Here is a 21,675-nt window from a genome sequence, read left to right as displayed (position 1 = left end):
CAAAACCGTTTCATGCTTGCGGCGCCGTTTTTGCCTTCAATGAGGTCCCTGTCAGCCCATCGTTCACGCTTCCAGAGCGAGCGTGGCAAACGTGCCCAGCCAGTGTTCACCCATATAGTCGCCGGCCACGTGCGGCAGGGCGCTCTGAAGATGACGCTCGGCCGAATCGAACAGCACGGTGCGGCGCAAGTCGCCGGCGGGCAGCGCGCGCGCTAGCGACCGCTGACACCATGCGCGGCTCAGATTCAGACCATCCAGGTGGGCAATCTTGCCATCGGTACGATCGGTCACGGTGACGGGTTCGAACAGCGTGGCGGCCTTTTTCGCGCCGAGATCCGGCAGAAAGCGCCGGAACCATTCGACGAATTGCGCGGGCGGCAACACGCGCCGCATCAATTCCGCTTCCATCAGCGAAGGCGACAAGAACTCGTCGCCGGCGGGCTCCCATACCTGACAGGCAACATCGTTCAGAAACCAGCGCTCAGCCGTATTCACCAGTAGTGCTTCAAGTGATTCACGCGAAGTTTGCCGCGCGAAATCGAGCGTGAGCGCAAGCGCGAACGCCATGTTGAAGTGCGTGCCGACGCGCAACGGGTAGGTCGCCTTCGGCAGAAATTCCTCGAAGCGATCGACAAAGGCTTCGGTCAGCGGCGCAAGAATCCTGGACCAGCGCGCGGCTTCTGATAGCTTCAGCGAATGGAGTTGTGCGCTCAACGCGAGCAGCCATGCCCACCCATACGGGCGCTCGAAACCGCGGTTGTGCGGCAGATCGAGATACGCAAGCTCGCCGGCCACATTCGCTTCGGTGAAATGCTCGTCGACCACCGCGACGATGCGCGCCGCTTCAGGCAGATCGGGAAAACGTTCGAGCAGATGCAGGATCAGCCAGTAGCCATGCACGCAGGAATGCCAATCGTAGCTGCCATAAAAAATCGGATGCAATGCACGCGGGCCCTGTACATCTTGCGGACCGGCGAGCGAGTGAGTCAGCTTGTTCGGATACTCACGCGTGAGATGGGCGAGCGCAAGATTGGCGAATCTGGAAGCGAATTCGGGGGTGAGTTGAACAGTCATCGGCGCCTCCTCAAAAGCGGAATACGAACAGATACAGCAGTATGGTATTGACGACCAGCAATAGTAAAGCAGTCGGCCACTGTGCCTTGATCACGCCGTTCTGGTCTTTCAGTTCCAGCAGCGCGGCCGGCACGATATTGAAGTTGGCGGCCATTGGGGTCATCAAAGTGCCGCAGAAGCCGCACAGCATGCCGATTGCGCCAAGGATTGCCGGGTTGCCGTGGAATTGATGCACGATCAATGGCAAGCCAATACCGGCTGTCATCACCGGAAAGGCGGCGAAGGCGTTACCCATGATCATCGTGAAGATTGCCATGCCGAATGTGTAAGCCGCGACCACCGCGAAAGCGGAGTCGACTGGAATCCACGTTTTCACGAGATCCGCTACCACGTGGCCCACGCCGGCAATCGCAAACAACGCGCCGAGGGCGGCCAGCATCTGCGGCAGAATGGCGGCCCAACCCACGGTATCCATGGTGTGCCGCGCATCTTTTAACGCGTGCACTGGCGAGTCGCGCAACATGAAAAGTGCTGCGCCGAATGCGACTAGCGTACCCAGCACGAGCGAAATCAGCGTGACGTTCTTCGGTTCAACGAACGGTACGTATTTCAGTGTCAGGGTGCCGAGCAAGGTGATGATCGGAATTAGCAACGCCGGTATAAAAAGCGTGTTGCCGAAGCGTTGTGCGTTGGCTTCGCGGCGCGTGGCGGCCGCTTCACTATTGCTGTCTGCTTTGCCTTTGCCGAGCTTGCCGGAGCCGGCGATCAAGGCGAGTGCGATGGCGAGGCAACCGGTCACGAAATGCGGCAATTCTCCGCCGAACATGAAGGTGATCGCATAGATGCCCCAGAACAGAAAGTTGACGATGCGGCGCGGATTCGAGCGGTCTTGCAGATTGAAGAGCGCGAACGCGGCAAACATCAAACCGGCCAGCACGTAGAGGGATTCGAGCTTGATCATCATCGTGCGATACCTCGTCCTTGTCCCTGTGCCCGTTCGATTCCCAACGTATTCATCTTGTGCGACAGATTGCGGTCGAGCAGCATCAGGCGCACGACATGAATCATGAGTGCTGCCACCGCCGTGGGAATCGCCCACACTGAAATGTGCAGGGGTTCGACCATGATGCCGTTCTGTTCAAGGAAACCTTTGATCAACAGGATCGACTGGATCGCGATGAAAATGTCTTCGCCGAAGAACACCGCAATGTTGTCGACCGCCGACGCATTCGCGCGAATCTGCTGACGCACTGCATCGGGTAATTCGCCGTAGCGGTTCGCGGCGGCCGCCTCGGCCATCGGCGCGATCAGCGGGCGCACCATCTGCGCATGACCGCCGAGCGACGTCAGTCCAAGCGCGGCGGTGATCTGGCGAATCACGAAATACAGCATCAGCACGCGGCCCGTGGTGGCGGCGTGCAAACGTGAAATCAGGTGTTTGGCCTGTTCTTTCAGGCCGTTGCGTTCGAGCAGCGCGATCACGGGCAACGTCAGCCAGATCAGGCCCATGTAGCGGTTATCGGCGAACGCTTTGCCGAAAGCGCTGACGATCTCCACCGGTTGCAAGCCGCCGGCCACACCCGTGGCGATCCCTGCGATCGTCACCACGAGTAGCGCGTTGAAGCGCAATGCAAAGCCGAGTACGACGATCGGCACGCCAATCAAAACCCACATCCTGTTCTCCTGTGTCGCTGCTATGTCGTTGTTTTTGCCGTTGTGCGCGCCATTCCGGATGCCTGGCGCACGCCGGTTGCACACGGGTACGGGTGGCAAGTTGCGCCGGGTTGCAACGACGCTCGGGCGACGAAATCTAACACGATAATTTATCGATAAATAGTCGACATAATGTGTTTTTCGGGTAAACGCCAGGATCGCACGCAGATGTACCAGCAAGTTTGAAGGGGGAATGAGCGGGACGAAGGCGGGGAAGGGAAGGTCCCGGCGAGTGGGCCGGGAGCGAGGGGAAACTAAAACACCGGCCTAGAACAACTCCAGAATCCGGTGATACATCATCCCGAGTTCAAGCGCCGGCCCACGCAAAGCGGGTCCGCCCGGAAAGCGTGCATGCCGCAACTGCGCGAACAGATCGAAGGCAGCCGTCTCACCGGCCATGGCCTTTGCAATGACGCGACCTGCAATCCCGGTCAACGCCACGCCGTGCCCGGAAAAGCCCTGCACGTAGAAGTAATTCGGATCGATTGAGCCAAAATCGGGCGCGCGATTACGCGTCACGTCGACGAAGCCGCCCCACGCATAGTCGATTCGCACATCGCCGAGTTGCGGAAACACGTCGATCATGCGCTTGCGAATCTCTTCGCCGAGCTGCACGGGCGACGCGCCGGTCGAACTCGCCCGGCCGCCGAACAGCACGCGATGATCAGCCGACAAGCGGAAGTAATCAAGGAAGAAGTTGTTGTCGCAAATAGCCTCGCGTCCTTTGACCAACGCATCGGCACGTGCTTGACCGAGCGGCTCCGTGGCGACGATATACGATGCAATCGGCGCGATGCGCGCGGCCACCGGCGCGGGCAACACGTCGCCGATCGTCGCATTGCCACATGCCGCGACGAACCGGCAGCGCACTTCGCCGCTAGCGGTACGCACGACAGGTCGCGCGCCGCGCACGACTTCGATCACCGGCGAATGCGCGAACAGTTGAGCACCTTCGCGACGTGCTGCGTCGGCGAGGCCAAGGCAATATTTGAGCGGATGCAGATGGCCGGAAAACGGATCGTAGACACCCGCCAGATAGCGTTTCGAAGCGATGCGTGAACGCACTTCGTCGGTATCGAGCCACGCGAGCTTCGTATAACCCCAGCGTTGCGACGCCGATTCCATCCACGAACGCAGATCCGGCACACGCTTCGGTTTAGTCGCTACCGTCAGATAACCGGAGGTGAAATCGCAATCGATGCCGTAGCGTTCGATGCGCTCGCGCACCAGGGCTACGCCCTCTACCGACATGGCCCATGCGGCACGTGCACCGTCGAGCCCGAGTTGCCGTTCGATGACCTCGTCTTTCGCGAAACCCACCAGCGTTTGTCCACCGTTGCGGCCCGATGCGCCCCAACCCGGACGATGCGCATCGAGCACCACCACCGACAATCCACGTGCCCGGCATTCCAGCGCCACCGACAAACCGGAGAAGCCCGCCCCGATCACACAGACATCGGCCTCCAGCGTGCCGTCGAGCATCGGATCGTCTGTAAGCGGACGCGCGGCGCTCGCCTCGTAGTAGGAGTTGGCGATCAGCGCATCGGCGCGGCGGTCGAGAGTATTAAAACCAGGAGTCGGAGCATTCATCAAAGCAGGTCCTTCATTCGATACCAGGCCATCGCAAGTACGAGGGCAGGGGTGCGCAGTGTAGCGCCGCCAGGAAAATTGCGGTGACGAATCTTGCCGAACAGATCGAAGCGTGACGCCTGGCCGTCGATCGCCTCGGCGATCAGTTTGCCCGCGAGCCCGGTGGTGTTCACGCCGTGGCCGGAGAATCCCTGCGCGAAATACACTGTAGGCGACAGCCGGCCGAAATGCGGCGCGCGATTCATCGTGATGTCGACGAAACCGCCCCACGCATAGTCGATTTTGACATCGTCGAGCTGCGGGAAGGTCTTCAGCATATCGTGGCGCATCGCTTCACCGAGGTTGCGCGGCGCGAGTTTGGAATAGCTGACTTTGCCGCCCCACAACAGGCGGTTGTCGGGAGCGGGGCGGAAATAATCGAGTACAAAGCGGCTGTCGCACACGGCCGCTTTCGCCGGCATCAGTGCTTCGGCGCGATCGGGGTCGAGCGGTTCGGTGGCGATCACGTAGGTGCCGACCGGCATGATTTTGCTGGCGACATCCGGGGCGAGTTCGCCGAGATAGGTATTGCAGGCGAGCACGACGAATTGCGCATTCACCTTGCCGCGCGCGGTTTCCGCCACATGGCGGCCGTTTTCCTGGCGCAACGCGGTGACGCAACTGTCTTCGAAAATCTGCACGCCGGCGGCGCGCGCCGCGCGCGCCAGACCGAGCGTGTAGTTTAACGGATGCAGATGGCCGCTGTCCGCATCGAACAATCCGCCGAGGTAGCGCTGCGATTGAACATAGTCGCCGACGCCATCGGCATCGACATAAGTGAAGCGGTCGTAACCGAAGCGTTTTTGCGCCTCGTCGCGCCATTTTTGCAGCGCGTCCGTATCGCGTGGTTTGTTCGCCGCGGTCAGATAACCGATAGTCAGGTCGCAGTCGATCTGATGTTTCGCGACGCGCTCCTTGACGATATCCAGGGTTTCGAGCCCCATGTCCCAAACACGCTTCACGTCATCCGCGGGCATGAACTTCGCGAATGTATCGATATCGCAGGCAAAGCCGCCGATCAACTGGCCACCATTGCGGCCACTCGCGGCCCATCCGACTTTTGATGCTTCGAGCACCGCGACGGAATGGCCGCGTTCGGCGAGATTCAACGCAGTCGAGATACCGGTGAGTCCCGCACCGATCACACAGACGTCGACGTTAAGTGTTTCTTCGAGCGGCGGATGGCGGGTGGTGTCATTAGCGGTTGCTGCGTAATACGAGGTAATGTGAGGCTGGTTCGAGAATCGGAGCATAGGCAGAGCATGCAGAAGAGACCTTGGCGCGTGGCCCGCAATCAAGCCGGGCCACGCGATGAGGCGGTACGAATTAGAACGAGTAGATGAACTGAGTCGCGAGGATGTCGTTGGACTTGCCGTACGAACCGTCGTTCTTCAGGAACACCTGCTTGTTGGCCCAGTCGTGGCGATATTCGACCTTCACCGTAATCTGCTGGGTCGGATAGAACAGCACGTCGAGCGACACATCCTGGTGGATCGCACCCTTGCACTCGAAGCCAACGCCGCCGCCCGCCTTGGAATTGGCGAGGCAGTCCGCGCCGATACCGAAGCCGTCCGCCGTGTCCATGCCGTTCGAATTCAACGCCACGCCACCACCGCCGCCGCCGTTCTTGCTGTCGACCAGTACGTCATAGCGTGCCGTCGCGCCCATACGCCCCACCACCGGCAGCGAGAACTTGCGGTGCGCGAGCAGCGACAGGCCGTACCACTGCGCCTGGCCACCGTTGAACGCGGCGTTCTGCTGCTGACCGTAGTCGACTTCGGCGTTGTACTGAACGTCAGCCTGGGTGTAGGCCAGGTCCGCTTCGCCGAAGAAGAACGTGCCGAAGGCGCTCGATGCGCCACCGCCCACACCATACACCGGGACTGTATTGCCGTTCACGTTCTGCGTGGAGGCCGAGAGCGTCTGACGACCGATATTGAACGAGCCGCCCACATCCAGCGCACTCGACCACGTATAGTCGACCCGGGCCGTGAAGGTCGGGATCTTGTTGCTGCTCGTGATCGGGTCGCCCAGCGCGTTGGTGCCGGTCTGCACCACCGAACCGTACGTGCGGTACTGTTCGTTGCCCAGCATGAACTTCCACGCCCAGTTGCTGCCGTCGCCCGTGTAGTTCAGGCCGACGCCGACATAGCTGCCCGGATCGGAGAAGTCATACAGCAGGTTGTGCGTGAGCGTCAGCATCTGGTTCGACTGCTGCACTTCATAGCCGCCGAAGCTCGGCATCAAACCGGCTACGAAGGTCGTCGTCGCCGTCATCGGAATGGTCACGACGGCCGTGTTCAGAATGTTGTTGCCGATCTCGCCGTGCTCGTTCTGCAACAGCGTAATGCCGTTGCCGCGGTTCGGCATCAGGGTGATCTCGGCCGACGGCGCCATCGGGCCAACACCGAAGGTCTTCTTGATGTCGAGGTACAGATCGCCGAACGTACTGTTGAAGTAGTTGTAGCTACTTTCGTGATTCGCGAACAGGAACGACCCGCTGCTTGCCGCGCGGTTATACATGAAGGTCGGATCGATATAGCCTGTCACCGACAGACCCGCGAGCGGACCGGTATTCTGCGCGTCCACCAGCGAATCGACCTTCAGCTGCTGGTTGGCGAGCTGCTGCTTCATCGAATCGACCTGATCGTTGCTCAGCGACGCGCGGGCCTTGCCGTAGTCCGGCGACGAGATGTCCACCGGCGCTTCCGCGACGGCCGGCGCCGGGGCCGGTGCGACAGCAGCCGCGGCCGCTTTCGGTTTGGTCGCCACCTCGGAGCGCAACTGCTTCACCTCTTTCTGCAGTGCGTTGAGCTGGGCCTGGAGCGCCTTGATCTGGTCGCTGGTGGCGTCCGCCATGGCAAAGCCTGGCAAACTCCCCGCCACCAACAGACAGATGAGCTTCTTTCTCATGCAAATTCTCCTTATTGGTCGTATTGCAAAAGGACTTCTTATGCGCGTGCTGTATCGAGTGACTTCCGTACGGCGGCTTGTTGTGGTGCTAACGGCAAGGGGTCGGCGGCCTCGGCGAGTGCGAAGGCCATCTGCATGTCGCGATCGCGCCTGCGCTCACGCACCTGCATCCAGCGGTTCACAGCGATCACACCGATCGTCACCGTGGTGATGAAGATCGTGGCGAGCGCATTCATTTCCGGATTCAGACCGAGGCGCACCCGCGAGAACACGACGAGTGGCAACGTGGTCGAGCCGGGGCCAGACAGGAACGCGGAGAGCACGAGATCGTCGAAAGACAGCGTGAACGACAGCAGCCAGCCGGACATGAGCGCCTGCGAGATCAGCGGCAGGGTGATCAGGAAGAACACCTTGAAAGGCGTGGCGCCGAGATCGAGTGCGGCTTCCTCGAGCGACCTGTTCATCTCCTTGATACGCGATTGCACGATGATCGCTACGTACGAAACGCACAGCATCACGTGGCCGATCCAGATCGTGAAGAGGCCGCGGCCCTTCGGCCAGCCGAGCATCTGTTCGAGCGCGACGAACAGCAGCAGCAGCGAGATGCCCTGAATCACTTCAGGAATCACGAGCGGCGCGTTGATCATGCCGGCGAACAGCGTGAAGCCGCGAAAGCGTCCGAAGCGGGCCAGCACGAACCCGGCCCAGGTGCCGATCACGACGGAGGCAAACGCGGTCATGAGACCGATTTTCAGCGACAGCCAGGCCGCACTGAGCAGTTCGTCGTCCTGCAGCAGCGCGCCGTACCACTTCAGCGAGAAGCCGGACCAGACCGTGACGAGCTTCGACTCGTTGAATGAATACACCACCAGGCTGATGATCGGGATATACAGAAACAGAAACCCGACAGTCAGCACACTCGTGGACAGCGTTTTATTAGGCTTGATCATTTCGCGCCCTCCAGTTCCTTGACCTGGTAGTACTGGAACACGGCCATCGGCACGAGCAGCAGTAGAACCATCGCGACGGTGACAGCGGATGCCATCGGCCAGTCCATATCGTTGAAGAATTCATCCCACATCACGCGTCCGATCATCAGCGTGTCGGCGCCGCCGAGCAGTTCAGGAATCACGTACTCGCCCACCGCCGGAATGAACACCAGTAGACTGCCGGCGATGATGCCGTTCTTCGACAGCGGCAAGGTGATGCGCGTGAACGCCGCCCAGGGTTTGCAACCGAGGTCGTAGGCCGCTTCGAGCAGCGTCAGATCCATCTTCACCAGGTGCGCATAAAGCGGCATCACCATGAACGGCAGGTACGAATAGACCATGCCGATATAGACGCCAATATCCGTGTGGTAGAGCCGCAACGGCGAATGAATCATGCCGATCGCCATCAGCGTATGGTTGAGCAGGCCGTCGTCCTTCAGGATGCCGATCCATGCGTAGACGCGGATCAGGAACGACGTCCAGAACGGCAGCATCACGCCCATCATCAGCAGGTTGCGCCGGGCCGGTTCCGAGCGTGCGATGTAGTACGCAACCGGATAGCCGATCAGCAGGCAGAAGAAGGTCGAGACCGCCGCCATTTTCAGCGAGCTGATGTAGGTCGCGACGTACAGATCGTCCTGCAGCAGGAACGCGTAGTGCCCGAGCTGCATCGCGAAGTGCACCATGCCGTCCTTGACCGTCACGAGATCCGTGTACGGCGGAATGCCCAGACGCAGATCGGCGAAGCTGATCTTCAGCACCAGCACGAACGGCAACGCGAAGAACACGAAGAGCCACAGGAACGGCACACCGATCACGGTCGTGCGGCCCGACGGCACCAGCATCGCGAGGCGTTTTTTCAGTGAGCCGAGCAAACGGCTGCCGGACGGCGCGGGGGAGGAGAGTGTGGGATGGCTCATTGTGTCAGCACCACGCCGCTAGCCGGCGACCAGTAGACGAACACGTCGTCGTTATAGGACGGCGCACCTTCGCTCATCAGGTGCGAGCTGGAGAGATTCGAGACGACCGTCTTGCCGCTCGGCAGGCGCACGTGATACAGCGAATAGCTGCCCATGTAGGCGACATCCGAGACCACGCCGCGCGCCCAGTTGTGCGGCGTGGCAGGCTTCTCGAGCGAGACCTTCACGCGTTCCGGACGCACCGAGATGCCCACCGGCATGCCGAGCGGGCCGGTAATGCCATGGCTCACGTAGATGTTCGTTTCGAGGTCTTCGCTTTCGACGAAGATGTGGTCGGGTTCATCCGCGACCACGGTGCCTTCGAACAGGTTGGTCGAGCCGATGAACTCGGCCGAGAAGCGGCTGTTCGGAAACTCGTACACCTGGCTGGGCGAGCCGATCTGCACGATGCGCCCTTCGCTCATCACGGCGAGGCGCCCGGCCATCGTCATGGCTTCTTCCTGATCGTGCGTGACCATCACGCAGGTCACGTCGACCTTCTCGATGATGTTCACCAGTTCGAGCTGGGTCTTCTGGCGGATCTTCTTGTCGAGCGCCGACATCGGTTCGTCGAGCAGCAGCAGCTTGGGGCGCTTGACGAGCGAGCGGGCCAGCGCCACACGCTGCTGCTGGCCGCCGGAGAGCTGGTGCGGTTTGCGCTGTGCGTATTTGCTCATCTGTACGAGATGCAGCGCGTCGGCGACGCGTTCCCTGATCTCATTCTTCGGCGTGCCTTCCTGTTTGAGGCCGAAGGCGATGTTCGCTTCGACGCTCATATGCGGGAACAGCGCATACGACTGGAACATCATGTTGACGGGCCGCTTGTACGGCGGCATCGCGGCGAGATCCTCGCCGTCGACGAAGATGCGCCCGGAGCTCACCGACTCGAGCCCTGCGAGCATGCGCAGAAGGGTGGATTTGCCACAGCCGGAGCTGCCGAGCAGCGCGAACAGTTCGTTCTTCGCGATGCTCAGATTGACGTTATCGACAGCGACGCTGTCGCCGAATTTCTTCACGACATTTTCGATGCGGACGAATTCGTCCTGTTTCGATTTTGTCGTCGGTGCGGGGCGGGCCATCTGGGCGGCGCCGGCCGCGCTATTTAAGGTCGTCGAGTTCATGATGTAACCATTCCTTGCGGATCGCGAGCGCAAGTGTCTCCATACGAGTCGCGGGAAGCGGCTCGCAAGATGCGCTGCGATCGGAAAACATGGGACTGCGCGCAGATGGGACTCTTAAAGCGCGCAGGCTGACTACAGTTACTGCCATTCATGCGCTCAGGGTTCGAGCGATCCCTGAGCGCGAGATCGAAAGTTTTTAGTTTGGCTTAATTAATGGCCGGTTTTAAGCTGCGCCCAAAGACGATTTTCCAGGCGCAGGATGTCGGTCGGCATCGGCTTCATCAGCGTCATTTTGCTCAGCACGTCGTCTCCCGGATAAACGGTCTTATCCTGCGAGACCGCCGGCGTGACGAACTGGCGCGCGGCCTTGTTCGCAGTCGGATAGAACACTTCATTGGTGATTGCAGCGTTGACCTTCGGATCCGAGATGTAGTTGATCCACTTCAGTGCGGCTTCAGGATGCGGTGCATCTTTCGGGATCACCATCACGTCGAACCACAACAGGCCACCTTCCTTCACGTTCGAGAACTTGATCTGATACGAACGCTTGGCTTCTTCGGTGCGGCGGCTTGCGATGCCGACGTCGCCCGACCATCCCACCGCGACGCAAACGTCGTTGTTGGCGAGGTCGTTGATGTAGCCGGACGAATTGAATTGGGTGATATACGGGCGGACTTTCTTCAGCACTTCGAAAGCGGCCTGATAGTCGGCGGGGTTGGTGCTGTTCGGATCTTTATGCATGTATTGCAGCGTGGCGGCGAATACGTCGACGGCCTGGTCGAGGAACGATACACCGCAGCCTTTCAGCTTCGACAGATTAGCGGGGTCGAGCACGAGCGCCCAGCTATCCACCGGTGCATTCGCACCGAGTGCCTTCTGTACGGCTTGCACGTTGTAACCGATACCGTCTGTACCGTATGCCCAAGGCACTCCGTACTGGTTGCCCGGATCCGCGTCAGCGATCATCTTCATCAGCACAGGGTCGAGGTTTGCCAGGTTCGGCAGCTTCGATTTGTCGAGCTTCATGTATACGCCGGCCTGAATCTGCTTGGCCATGTAGTTCGACGTCGGCACGACGATATCGTAGCCGGAACTGCCCGCAAGCAGTTTGGCCTGCAAGGTATCGTCGCTATCGTAGTTGTCGTACTTGACATGAATGCCGTCCTGCTTCTCGAAGTTCGAAATCGTGTCCTTCGCGATGTAGTCTGACCAGTTGTAGACATTCAGTTCCGTGTCGGCCGCAAGGGCCGGCGTAACCGACAACGCCGCAAAACCCGCGAAGGCGAGAAGCGCGGCCCCCGCGACCGCATGACGAAGATGACAAACGCTCATGGTTTTTTCCCTTGATGTGGAGAACCGGCATGAGCGCGTATCGTGGGTGTGCTCATGCCGGAACGAACTGCCGTTACGAAATTCCGAGTTGTTGTGCGGTCGCGTCGATGGCGTACTTCGCCTTCGAAACGATCTCGTCAATTTCCAGCTTGTTGATCACGAGCGGCGGCGACAGCAGCATCCGGTCGCCGGTGGCGCGCATGATCAGGTTGCCGTTGAAGCAGAAGTCGCGGCAGATCGTGCCGACGTCACCGCCATTGGCGAAACGCTTGCGCGTTTTCGGGTTTTCTGCGAGTTGCAGACCGGCTACCAGGCCCGCCCCGGAGATTTCGCCAACGATCGGGTGATTGGCGAAGGTGTCGCGCAACTTCTTCTGGAAGTACGGACCCGTGTCGGTCTTGACGCGCTCGACGATCTTCTCGTCGCGTAGCAGCTTCAGATTGGCGAGCGCCACAGCCGCGGCCACCGGATGCCCGGAGTAGGTGAGACCGTGATTGAAGTCGCCGTGCTCGATGATCGCTTTGGCCACGCGATCATGCAGGCCGACGGCGCCCATCGGCACATAGCCGCTCGTCAGGCCCTTGGCCAGCGTGATCAGATCCGGCTCGAAACCGAAGTGCTGATGCGCGAACCATTCGCCGGTCCGGCCGAAGCCGCCGATGACTTCGTCGGCGACCAGCAGGATGTCGTATTTGCGGCAGATGCGCTGGATTTCCGGCCAGTACGTCGAAGCCGGGAAGATCACGCCGCCCGCGCCCTGGAAAGGCTCACCGATAAACGCGGCCACGTTGTCCGCACCGATTTCGAGAATCTTCGCTTCGAGTTGCTGCGCACGGGCCAGTGCGAATTCTTCCGGCGTCAGATTGCCTTCTGCTTCACCGAAGAAATACGGCTGGTCGATATGCACGATGTTCTCGACCTTCGAGGGCATCTGTTCATGCATGTAGCCCATGCCGCCCAGCGTGCCGCCTGCGATCGTCGAACCGTGATAACCGTTCTTGCGCGAGATGACGAACTTCTTCGAATGTTTGTTTTGCGTCGCCCAGTATTGATGGACGATACGCAGTACGGTGTCGTTGCCTTCCGAACCGCTGTTGCAATAGAAGAAGTGATTGAACGGTTCCGGCGCCAGCTCCGCGAGCAAGGCCGACAACTCGATCACTGGCGGATGCGTCGTTTTGAAGAAGGTGTTGTAGAAGGGCAGTTCCTGCATTTGCCGATATGCTGCGTCGGCCAGTTCCTTGCGGCCATAACCGACGTTCACGCACCACAACCCGGCCATACCGTCGATGATCTTGTTGCCTTCCGAATCCCACAGGTACACGCCTTGCGCTTTGACGATCACGCGGCTGCCGGCGCGATTGAGCGAACCCATATCCGAAAACGGATGGATATGGTGCGCGGCGTCGAGCGCGCGATATTCGGCGGTGCTGCGTTGATGCGTGGCTTGTACGCTTGCGGCGGCGCTGGGTTGCGCCGGTTGCACGTAAGCGACTTCTTCTGTTCTGTAGCTCATACTGCCTCCAGTTTTTATGCGTTTGCGAGCGACGTCATTAACAAAGGCCTTACATCCGGCCTTAAACGTGCAGCAGCAAATGCCGGCGTTCCCACGAACTGATTACGCGGAAAAACGCTTCATATTCGGTTTCTTTCAGTGCGAGGTAGGCCTTGACGAATTTCTCGCCGAGTACTTCGGCGATCGGTTCGCAAGCGCCCATCAGCGTCAAACCCTCTTCGAGGTTGCGCGGCAACTGGTACGGCAACTCGTAACCGTCGCTGATCAGCGGCTCGGTGGCTTCGAGCTTTTGCGTCATGCCGAGATAGCCTGCGGCCAGCGTCGCGGCAATCGCCAGATACGGATTGCAGTCCACGCCCGGAATACGGTTTTCGATACGACGCGCAGCCGGGCCCGAATGCGGAATCCGGAAACCCACCGTGCGGTTGTCGTAACCCCATGCCACGTTGATCGGCGCAGCCATGAAGCGCGACAGGCGGCGATACGAGTTGATGTATGGCGCGAAGATCGGCATCAGCGCCGGCGTGTATTTCTGCAGGCCGGCGATATAGCCAGTGAACATCGAAGTCGGCTTGCCGTCCGGACCGGTGAACAGGTTCTGGCCGGTTTCTTCGTCCACGAGGCTCTGGTGCATGTGCATCGCCGAGCCCGGTTCGCCTTCCATCGGCTTGGCCATGAAAGTCGCGTACATCTTGTGACGCAGCGCGGCTTCACGCACCGTGCGCTTGAACAGGAACACGCTGTCGGCGAGCTTGAGCGGATCGCCGTGCATGAAGTTGATTTCCATCTGCGCGGCGCCGACTTCGTGAATCAGCGTATCGACTTCCAGTTCCTGCACCTCGCAGTATTCATAGATGTCTTCGAAGAGCGGATCGAATTCGTTGACCGCTTCGATCGAATACGCCTGGCGACCCGTCTCCGGACGACCCGTACGGCCGATCGGCGGCTGCAGCGGCAGATCCGGGTCCTTGTTCATGTCGACCAGATAGAACTCGAGCTCGGGCGCGATAACCGGCTTCCAGCCTTTGGCCTTATAGAGTTCGAGCACGCGGCGCAGCACACGGCGCGGCGAGATCGCGACGGGCGTGCCGTCGAAGTGAACGCAATCGTGAATCACCTGGGCGGTCGGATCGACGGCCCAAGGAATCATGCGGATGGTGCTGGCGTCAGGAACGCACACCATGTCCGGGTCGGTGACGCCGGTGAGCGTGCCGTCTTCCGGATAGTCCCCTGTGACGGTCTGGATCATCACCGCCTGCGGCAAGCGCATGGACTCGCCGGATTCGAACTTGCTGCGCGGAATGATCTTGCCGCGTGCGATCCCGGCCATATCCGGAATGATCGCTTCGATTTCGGTGACGCGGTTCTTTTTCAGAAATTCGTCGATTTCATGCATGGTTATTCTCTCAGTTTTGGTGCGCGACCGGCTCAGGCATGCGTGGCAGCGGCGGATGCCGCGCCATAGCCGGCCTTGGTGCGCATTCGATCGCGGCAGGCGTCGCCGAAGGCACGGAAGATCGCGGTGGAAAGCGCGTCGTTGGCATGCTTCCATTCCGGGTGCCACTGCACACCCAGCGCGAAGGCACGCGCATCTTTCACGCTCACCGCTTCGATCAATCCGTCCGGCGCGGTGGCTTCTGCCACCAGACCCACGCCTAACCGCTCGACGCCCTGACCGTGCAATGAATTCACACGCGCTTCATTCGTGCCGCCCGCGAGGCGCTGCAACAAGCCGCCCTGCGTCAGCGTGATCGAATGCGACGGTGCGTATTGCATGTCGAGGTCGTCTTCCTTGTTCTCGCGATGGTCGTTCAAGCCGGCCACCGCGTGAACGCTTTGATGCAACGTCCCGCCGAACACCACGTTCATTTCCTGGAAGCCCCGGCATACCGCCAGCACGGGCACGCCTGCTGCGATCGCCGCACGCAGGAGCGGCAGCGTCGTCGCATCGCGTGCGGCGTCGTGCAGCGTGCCCGGCGCGCTGGGCTGGCCGCCGTAACGGTGCGGCTCGACATTCGAATAGCTGCCGGTAAACAGTAAGCCGTCGACGGTGGCCAGCACGTCCTCGGTGGACTGACGCTCGCCGAGCGCCGGCAGCAACATGGCCAGCGCCTGTGAGCCGTCCACGATCGCGGCGATGTACTTCTCGCCGGTGACGTGCGACGGGTGGACTCCCATCATCGTTCTGTCGGCGCTGATGCCGACGAGAGGTTTGTTTCGCATAACAGATAGACGTGTGTGTTCCCCGCGGGACGCGGCACGAACAACGTTAAACACAGCGCGGCACGATTCCGCGGCCGGACGCAAGGCGTCAGACCACCGGGGTAGTGCAGGCGGTCGTCGTCAACTGAACGCGCCGCGCGTGGTAATCAGGTAGGCCGTTCGATTCGATCCATTGCGGTGCGCAATTAATCTGATCCGCGTGAAGTGCATGAAGTACATGATGTGCACAAGCGGTAGACGGCACCGCACATGCACGAACGCATGGCTCAGGAGAGCGCGATCACGCAAACGGACGAATCGAACGGTAAAAAGGGGGAGGCGCTACGGCAGCAACGAGGCGACTTCGTCCGTGCGCACGGCAATGAAGGCGCGCGCGGAGATGGAGTTGTGACGTCGAACTGAACGGCGGGAAAGGATCGTGAAGACGGACAGGAAGCGGCGGAACGCAAGGCTGCCGTTGCTGCCGTCGGCGATGGCGCCGTCAGCGCGAGGACAACTCGCCTGACTTCGATTCCATCTCACCAAAGGGCCTCGGACTCTCACGATTACACTCGACTAGCGACGTTGAAAGTATTGAACGCTTGCTCGAAAAACGCACAGGGCGTTTAAAGAAACATCACGCTGGGTTGATCGCCTCTGACCGATGCGAACTGGGTTCGCTGCGTCAAAAAACACACTTTTGTGCTTCGTGACGTCGGCATGACGATCGCCTGAGAACCATCGTATACGAGCCAATAATGCCGTCAAATCATTTTTATAAAAGATTTATCAGGGCTTTCCCGGGGGTGTCGCCGGAATCCCTGTCCGTGGGAACATTCGTTGCGCACGTCATATTTCGGAATCCTTTCAGGGTTTTCCCCAGCGGCGCAACGATTAAAGTGATTAGAATATTCAACACTCGCGGGCACACGTTGCCCGATCCACGCGCCCCGATCGTTTCCAATGTCAGAGAACCTAGCGATGTCCTTAGAAGTAGCGACCCGCCTGCAATACATCCGTAAGAAGAACGGCCTGTCTCAGCGTGAGCTGGCGAAGCGGGCGGGCGTGACCAACGGCACGATCTCGCTGATCGAACAGAACCGCGTGAGCCCGTCGGTCGGCTCGCTGAAGAAACTGCTTGAATGCATACCCATGAGTCTCGCCGAATTCTTCACTTTTGAAGTCGAAGTGGAGCGCTCTGTCGTGTCGCGTCGCGCCGACATGCCGAATCTCGGCAATGAGTCGATCGAGTTCTATCTCGCGGGCTCCAGCATCAAAGACCGCAACATGGGCATTCTGCGCGAGGTTTATCAGCCTCTGTCGGATACGGGGCCGGAGATGCTGGAACACGAGGGGCACGAGGGCGGGGTGGTGGTCAGCGGTCAGATCGAACTGACGGTGGAAGGCATCACATGGCTGCTGGACCCCGGTGACAGCTACTACTTCGAAAGCCGTCTACCGCATCGTTTTCGCAATCCCAGCGCGGAGCATCTCTGCGAGATCGTGTCGGCCAATTCGCCGCCCACGTTCTAAAGACTCCGCGCCAACGCGCCGCGACGCAGTTCCAAGCCGGCTGAAGTCGATGCGGGCGTGCGTCGAGCGCATAACATTGAGGCATCCTGATGGACAAGAAATCTCTCGCTTTCTGGCAAGACAAAGCCGCTACGCTTTCAATCGAAGGCCGCGCGTTTATCGATGGTGAATACCGTGACGCGGCAGGCGGGCGCACGTTCGACTGCCTGAGCCCGATCGACGGCAAGCTGCTTGCCAAGGTTGCCGACAGCGGCGCGGCGGATGTCGACGCCGCCGTGGCTGCCGCACGCCGCGCGTTCGACGCAGGTGTATGGTCCGGCCTCAATCCCCGCAAACGCAAGGCGATTCTATTGCGCTGGGCCGCATCGATCCGCGAGCACATGGACGAACTGGCGCTGCTCGAAACACTGGACGCAGGTAAGCCGATCGCGGATACCACCTCGGTGGATGTGCCGGGCGCGGCCTATTGCGTCGAGTGGTTCGCTGAAGCCATCGACAAGATCGGCGGCGAAGTCGCGCCGGCCGATCATCATCTGGTGGGTCTCGTGACGCGTGAGCCGATCGGCGTGGTTGCCGCGGTGGTGCCGTGGAATTTCCCGATCCTGATGGCCTCATGGAAGTTCGGCCCGGCGCTCGCGGCGGGTAACAGCGTTGTGCTCAAGCCCTCGGAGAAGTCGCCACTCACCGCGATTCGCCTCGCGCAACTCGCGCTGGATGCGGGCATCCCCGCCGGCGTGTTCAACGTGGTGCCGGGGGCGGGCGAACCGGGCAAGCTGCTGGCGCTGCATCAGGACGTGGACTGTCTCGCCTTCACCGGCTCGACCAACGTCGGCAAGCTGATCATGCAATACGCCGGCCAGTCGAATCTGAAGCGCGTGTGGCTCGAACTCGGCGGTAAGTCGCCCAACATCGTGATGCCCGATTGCCCCGACCTCGACCGGGCGGCCAATGCGGCGGCCGGCGCGATCTTCTACAACATGGGCGAAATGTGCACCGCTGGCTCGCGCCTGCTCGTGCATCGCGACATCAAGGAGGTGTTCCTCGACAAGCTGATCGCCGCCGCGCGCAGCTATACGCCGGGCAATCCGCTCGATCCGCAAACCTCGATGGGCGCAATCGTCGATAACGTGCAGCTCGAACGCGTGCTTGGTTATATCGAAGCGGGCCGCGCCGAAGCGAAGCTGTTGCTGGGGGGGGCGCGTGTCAAGCAGGAGACCGGCGGCTTCTATATCGAACCGACCATCTTCGAGATTCCGGCTACCGGTGCGAAGGTCGCGCGTGAGGAAATCTTCGGGCCGGTGTTGTCGGTGATTACGTTCGATACGGTTGAAGAAGCGATCAGGATCGCTAATGACAGCGAATACGGCCTTGCTGCCGCCGTGTGGACGTCGAACCTCACCACCGCGCATGAAGTGTCGCGCAAGCTGCGCGCGGGCACCGTATGGGTCAATTGTTACGACGAAGGCGGCGATATGAATTTCCCATTCGGCGGTTACAAGCAATCGGGCAACGGCCGCGACAAGTCGTTGCACGCGTTGGAGAAGTACACCGAGCTGAAGTCCACGCTGGTGCGGCTGCGCTAAAGGATTCGCAAGCCAGCGCGGCAGCGCGCCTGACAGGCACTGCCGCGTTCCCAATGAATCCGAAGCCGGACGCCGCATGTATCACCAGGAAGCCCTGCATGCGGCGCCGGCATGTTTATCAGGTATCAGGTCATCCATGACTGAACTCGTTTACGGCGATGGCGCGATTCGCCGTTCATCGCTTTATGGCTCGTCGATCGAAAACACCTATGGGGGTGTGCTGTCGTTCATGCGTCGCAAGTACACCCGTGAACTCGACGGCGTCGATGTCGTGGTCTCCGGCGTGCCGCTCGATCTGGCCACTACGTTCCGTTCGGGCGCGCGTCTCGGCCCCGCGGCGGTGCGCGCGGCGAGCGTGCAATTGTCGGAGTTGCATCCCTATCCGTGGGGCTTCAATCCGTTCGACGATCTCGCCGTGACCGACTACGGCGACTGCTGGTTCGACGCGCACAATCCCATGACGATCAAGGAATCGATCGTCGAGCATGCGCGCACGATCCTGCGTTCGGACGCGAAGATGCTGACGCTGGGTGGCGATCACTACATTACGTATCCGCTGCTGATTGCGCATGCGGAGAAGTATGGCAAGCCGCTTTCGCTGATCCATTTCGACGCCCACTGCGATACCTGGGCCGATGACAGCCCAGACAGCCTGAATCACGGTTCGATGTTCTACAAGGCGGTGAAGGACGGTCTGATCGATCCGAAAACCTCGGTGCAAGTCGGCATTCGCACGTGGAACGACGATTTTATGGGGATCAATATCCTCGATGCCGCGTGGGTTCACGAACATGGCACGCGAGCGGCGGTGGAGCGGATCACGTTGATTGTCGGCGAGCGGCCCGCGTATCTGACCTTCGATATCGACTGTCTCGATCCGGCGTTCGCACCGGGCACGGGTACGCCGGTGGCGGGCGGTTTGTCGTCGGCACAGGGGCTGGCCATCGTGCGCGGGCTCAGTGCGCTGAATCTGGTGGGCGCGGACGTGGTGGAAGTGGCGCCCGCTTATGACCAGAGCGAGATCACGGCGATTGCGGCCGCGCATATCGCGTGCGATCTGTTGTGTCTTTGGCGGCAGCGGAAAGTGGCTGAACGCTAGGCACTTTTAATCGGCTTGAGACGCAACCGGCTCAAGCCAGGCTCAGCCCATCGACGATGATCGATCGGGCTGACGCCGGCCTTCGCGTAAGCCGAGCGTGTAGGCAACGAGCGCGCCGCTCATGATCGCCAACTGCCACATCAGCATGTCGCTCCCGCGTGCCTTCATGGCGAAACCGGCGATGAGCGGCCCCACGATCGAACTCGCGGTGAAGGTAAGCGACACGAGCCGCATGTTGCGCGTGAGTGCTGCCTTATCGCTGCACGCCGCCGCGACCATGCCGAGCGTGATGTATGCGCTATTCATGCCACCCAGCAGCAGTGCACTGGCGCCAGCAAGCCATGAGGCAGGCGCGGCGAACGCGAAACCGCAGATCGCCACTGTGCTGAGGGCGGCGCAGACGATGACCGTGGCGGCGAGGCCTGCGCGATCGGCGAACCAGCCAACCGGAAACTGCAACAGCATCCCACCGACACCGAATAACGTGAGTAGCGTAGCCGTCTGCGTGGTATTGAGGCCGTGGGCGTCGGCAAATAGCGGAAAGAGCCCGTAGAGCGCGCCATCGCCAATGCCGCCTGCCGCGACGACGACCATGCCAAGGCTCACCAATGGGCCGATTGGGGCGCTTTTCTCAGCCCGGCCTTTTCGCATGGGCTGTGCTGGCTTAACAGCAGGCTGCCCATCGTCCGATGCGGTCAGCCATAGCGGAAGGGCTGCCGCAAACGTGAAGGCCGCGCCGGCCGTGAAGGTAATGCGTCCGTCGACTGCGCACCACACCGCCAATGCCGGGCCGATTACGCCGGCGGTAGCGATCAGTGCTTCGTGCACGCCCACTACACGTCCGCTCGATTCAGCCGGTACAAGTCGATAGAGCCACGTTTCATTGGCGATCCAGCGCAGGCCGATGCCGAACCCGGTCAACAGGCCGGGCACGAGCCACAACGGCCACCACAGCGCGTTCATCGTGGCGAACGCGACAATCGTCGCGGCGAGACCGAGCGACACCGCGCGCTTCGCACCGATACGGTCCACCAGCCACGGCGCGATCAACAAGCCGGCCAGCATGCCGGTCCATTGCGAAGCGGAGAAGAGACCGGCGCGCGGTGCGTCGAGACCATGATGGGCCAGCCACACAGGCAGCACCATGAAGCCGATGCCGAACTGGCCGATCTGCGAAAGCGCCGAGACCGCGGTCAGCGCGGCGATCGCCGGCCAACGCACCGGCGCGGCAGCATTCATGTGCTGCTCCGCGCGGGCATGGGCAGCCCCTGTTCGCGGCATTCGACCGGGCAGCCGGCTTTCAGGCAGGGACCGTCGTCGCAGAGGCGGCACAGTTGCATGGCGTGCGCCGGATTGCGGGTCTCGTTCCACAGGATCTTGATCAGCAGGTTTTCAAGCACATCGCGCTCGCGCTCGTCGAGCTGCCCGGCGATGCGTTGGAGCATCCGGTCGCGTGCCGTTTGCAGGCGTTTGGCTTCACGCTTGCCCGAAGCGCTCAAGGCAAGCGCGACGGAACGTTTGTCGGCACCTGATTTTTTTTCGACGAGACCGGCCTCCACCAGGCCCGCGACGGCGCGAACCGCGGCCGGATGCGAAAGATCGACTGCTTCGCGCAATACTTCAATGGATGAATCGGGATATTGACCGACCGCGTTGAGCATGGCGCGGGCGGTGGGGCCCGCGAGTGCGGCCATGGCAGGCTGCGCGTTCATCTCGTCCGTGATCAGCAGGGCGAGCACGCCAAGCAGGTTCTCTGTGCGCTGCGTCATAGGGGTGCCTCAATGTGTGCAACGTGCATATATGCATGGTGCACACATTGGTGGGGATGCGCAAGCGATTTTTTGTGACCGTCAATCGTTCAGCGCAAACCGTAAGCCGCCTCAAAAACCCGCCGCGCTGCGTTAGAGCTTCGGATCCTGCTCGACTGGCGAGCACACTGGCGTAACCGGCTGACCCGCCAGCACTTTCCTGACAAAAGGTATCGAATCCTCCAGCGACGTGTTGACCGTGCC

General features: G+C 60.8%; 19 protein-coding genes. 3 read left to right on the top strand and 16 right to left on the bottom strand.

Going from position 1 to position 21,675, the window contains the following annotated elements:
• Nucleotides 1-63 precede the first annotated feature (63 nt).
• The 14 genes from ACUN0E_RS15980 to ACUN0E_RS15915 form a co-directional block, all read right to left on the bottom strand.
• Nucleotides 64-1,074, bottom strand: a complete 1,011-nt coding sequence (locus ACUN0E_RS15980) for a DUF2891 domain-containing protein (protein WP_445567212.1) — start codon at nucleotides 1,072-1,074, stop codon at nucleotides 64-66.
• A 10-nt stretch (nucleotides 1,075-1,084) separates the two neighbouring features.
• Nucleotides 1,085-2,035 carry a DUF979 domain-containing protein gene (locus ACUN0E_RS15975; protein ID WP_408229926.1) on the bottom strand — a complete coding sequence of 317 codons (951 nt, stop codon included), beginning with the start codon at nucleotides 2,033-2,035 and terminating at the stop codon, nucleotides 1,085-1,087.
• Nucleotides 2,035-2,748, bottom strand: a complete 714-nt coding sequence (locus tag ACUN0E_RS15970) for a DUF969 domain-containing protein (protein ID WP_445567211.1) — start codon at nucleotides 2,746-2,748, stop codon at nucleotides 2,035-2,037. Before ACUN0E_RS15970 ends, ACUN0E_RS15975 begins: the two co-directional genes overlap by 1 nt.
• Before the next feature lie 306 nt (nucleotides 2,749-3,054).
• Complete coding sequence (locus ACUN0E_RS15965; RefSeq protein ID WP_408387631.1) at nucleotides 3,055-4,377, bottom strand: NAD(P)/FAD-dependent oxidoreductase; 1,323 nt, start codon at nucleotides 4,375-4,377, stop codon at nucleotides 3,055-3,057.
• Entirely contained in the window at nucleotides 4,377-5,669 is a 1,293-nt protein-coding gene (locus ACUN0E_RS15960) for an NAD(P)/FAD-dependent oxidoreductase (RefSeq protein ID WP_445567210.1), read from the bottom strand. Before ACUN0E_RS15960 ends, ACUN0E_RS15965 begins: the two co-directional genes overlap by 1 nt.
• Nucleotides 5,670-5,742: 73 nt before the next feature.
• Nucleotides 5,743-7,329 (bottom strand): DUF3138 family protein, encoded by a 1,587-nt coding sequence (locus ACUN0E_RS15955; protein ID WP_408511259.1) that lies wholly within the window; start codon nucleotides 7,327-7,329, stop codon nucleotides 5,743-5,745.
• A 38-nt stretch (nucleotides 7,330-7,367) separates the two neighbouring features.
• Nucleotides 7,368-8,279, bottom strand: a complete 912-nt coding sequence (locus ACUN0E_RS15950; RefSeq protein ID WP_408242354.1) for an ABC transporter permease subunit — start codon at nucleotides 8,277-8,279, stop codon at nucleotides 7,368-7,370.
• Complete coding sequence (locus ACUN0E_RS15945) at nucleotides 8,276-9,238, bottom strand: ABC transporter permease subunit (protein WP_445567209.1); 963 nt, start codon at nucleotides 9,236-9,238, stop codon at nucleotides 8,276-8,278. The genes ACUN0E_RS15950 and ACUN0E_RS15945 overlap by 4 nt, the downstream gene beginning before the upstream one ends.
• On the bottom strand, nucleotides 9,235-10,398 hold the full coding sequence (locus ACUN0E_RS15940; RefSeq protein ID WP_445567208.1) for an ABC transporter ATP-binding protein: 1,164 nt from the start codon (nucleotides 10,396-10,398) through the stop codon (nucleotides 9,235-9,237). Before ACUN0E_RS15940 ends, ACUN0E_RS15945 begins: the two co-directional genes overlap by 4 nt.
• Before the next feature lie 210 nt (nucleotides 10,399-10,608).
• The gene (locus tag ACUN0E_RS15935) at nucleotides 10,609-11,730 is read right to left on the bottom strand and encodes a polyamine ABC transporter substrate-binding protein (RefSeq protein ID WP_408242387.1); all 1,122 of its coding nucleotides are present in this window, start codon (nucleotides 11,728-11,730) and stop codon (nucleotides 10,609-10,611) included.
• 73 nt (nucleotides 11,731-11,803) lie between these two features.
• Entirely contained in the window at nucleotides 11,804-13,246 is a 1,443-nt protein-coding gene (locus ACUN0E_RS15930; protein ID WP_408341235.1) for an aspartate aminotransferase family protein, read from the bottom strand.
• Between the two features lie 61 nt (nucleotides 13,247-13,307).
• Complete coding sequence (locus ACUN0E_RS15925) at nucleotides 13,308-14,642, bottom strand: glutamine synthetase family protein (protein WP_445567207.1); 1,335 nt, start codon at nucleotides 14,640-14,642, stop codon at nucleotides 13,308-13,310.
• 32 nt (nucleotides 14,643-14,674) lie between these two features.
• Nucleotides 14,675-15,469: a gamma-glutamyl-gamma-aminobutyrate hydrolase family protein gene (locus ACUN0E_RS15920; protein WP_408226512.1), complete on the bottom strand. Its 795-nt coding sequence runs from the start codon at nucleotides 15,467-15,469 to the stop codon at nucleotides 14,675-14,677.
• A gap of 321 nt (nucleotides 15,470-15,790) precedes the next feature.
• Nucleotides 15,791-16,012: a hypothetical protein gene (locus ACUN0E_RS15915; protein WP_171983793.1), complete on the bottom strand. Its 222-nt coding sequence runs from the start codon at nucleotides 16,010-16,012 to the stop codon at nucleotides 15,791-15,793.
• Nucleotides 16,013-16,429: 417 nt separating this feature from the next.
• On the opposite strand from ACUN0E_RS15915, the gene ACUN0E_RS15910 reads away from it, so the two are divergent.
• The 3 genes from ACUN0E_RS15910 (at nucleotide 16,430) to speB (ending at nucleotide 19,663) form a co-directional block, all read left to right on the top strand.
• On the top strand, nucleotides 16,430-16,981 hold the full coding sequence (locus ACUN0E_RS15910; protein ID WP_408226515.1) for a cupin domain-containing protein: 552 nt from the start codon (nucleotides 16,430-16,432) through the stop codon (nucleotides 16,979-16,981).
• Nucleotides 16,982-17,070: 89 nt separating this feature from the next.
• Nucleotides 17,071-18,564 (top strand): aldehyde dehydrogenase, encoded by a 1,494-nt coding sequence (locus tag ACUN0E_RS15905; protein ID WP_408337566.1) that lies wholly within the window; start codon nucleotides 17,071-17,073, stop codon nucleotides 18,562-18,564.
• Nucleotides 18,565-18,700: 136 nt separating this feature from the next.
• A complete protein-coding gene (gene speB / locus ACUN0E_RS15900; protein WP_445567206.1) occupies nucleotides 18,701-19,663 on the top strand; it encodes an agmatinase in 963 nt (320 codons plus the stop codon).
• A 42-nt stretch (nucleotides 19,664-19,705) separates the two neighbouring features.
• Here speB and ACUN0E_RS15895 read toward each other — a convergent pair whose 3' ends face one another.
• Together ACUN0E_RS15895 and ACUN0E_RS15890 are read right to left on the bottom strand one after the other, a co-directional pair.
• Nucleotides 19,706-20,902: an MFS transporter gene (locus tag ACUN0E_RS15895; RefSeq protein ID WP_445567205.1), complete on the bottom strand. Its 1,197-nt coding sequence runs from the start codon at nucleotides 20,900-20,902 to the stop codon at nucleotides 19,706-19,708.
• A complete protein-coding gene (locus ACUN0E_RS15890; protein WP_408226527.1) occupies nucleotides 20,899-21,432 on the bottom strand; it encodes a MarR family winged helix-turn-helix transcriptional regulator in 534 nt (177 codons plus the stop codon). Before ACUN0E_RS15890 ends, ACUN0E_RS15895 begins: the two co-directional genes overlap by 4 nt.
• Nucleotides 21,433-21,675: the final 243 nt, after the last annotated feature.

The organism is Paraburkholderia sp. D1E (genome assembly GCF_052682275.1).
This window is presented reverse-complemented; position numbering and strand designations above follow the sequence as displayed.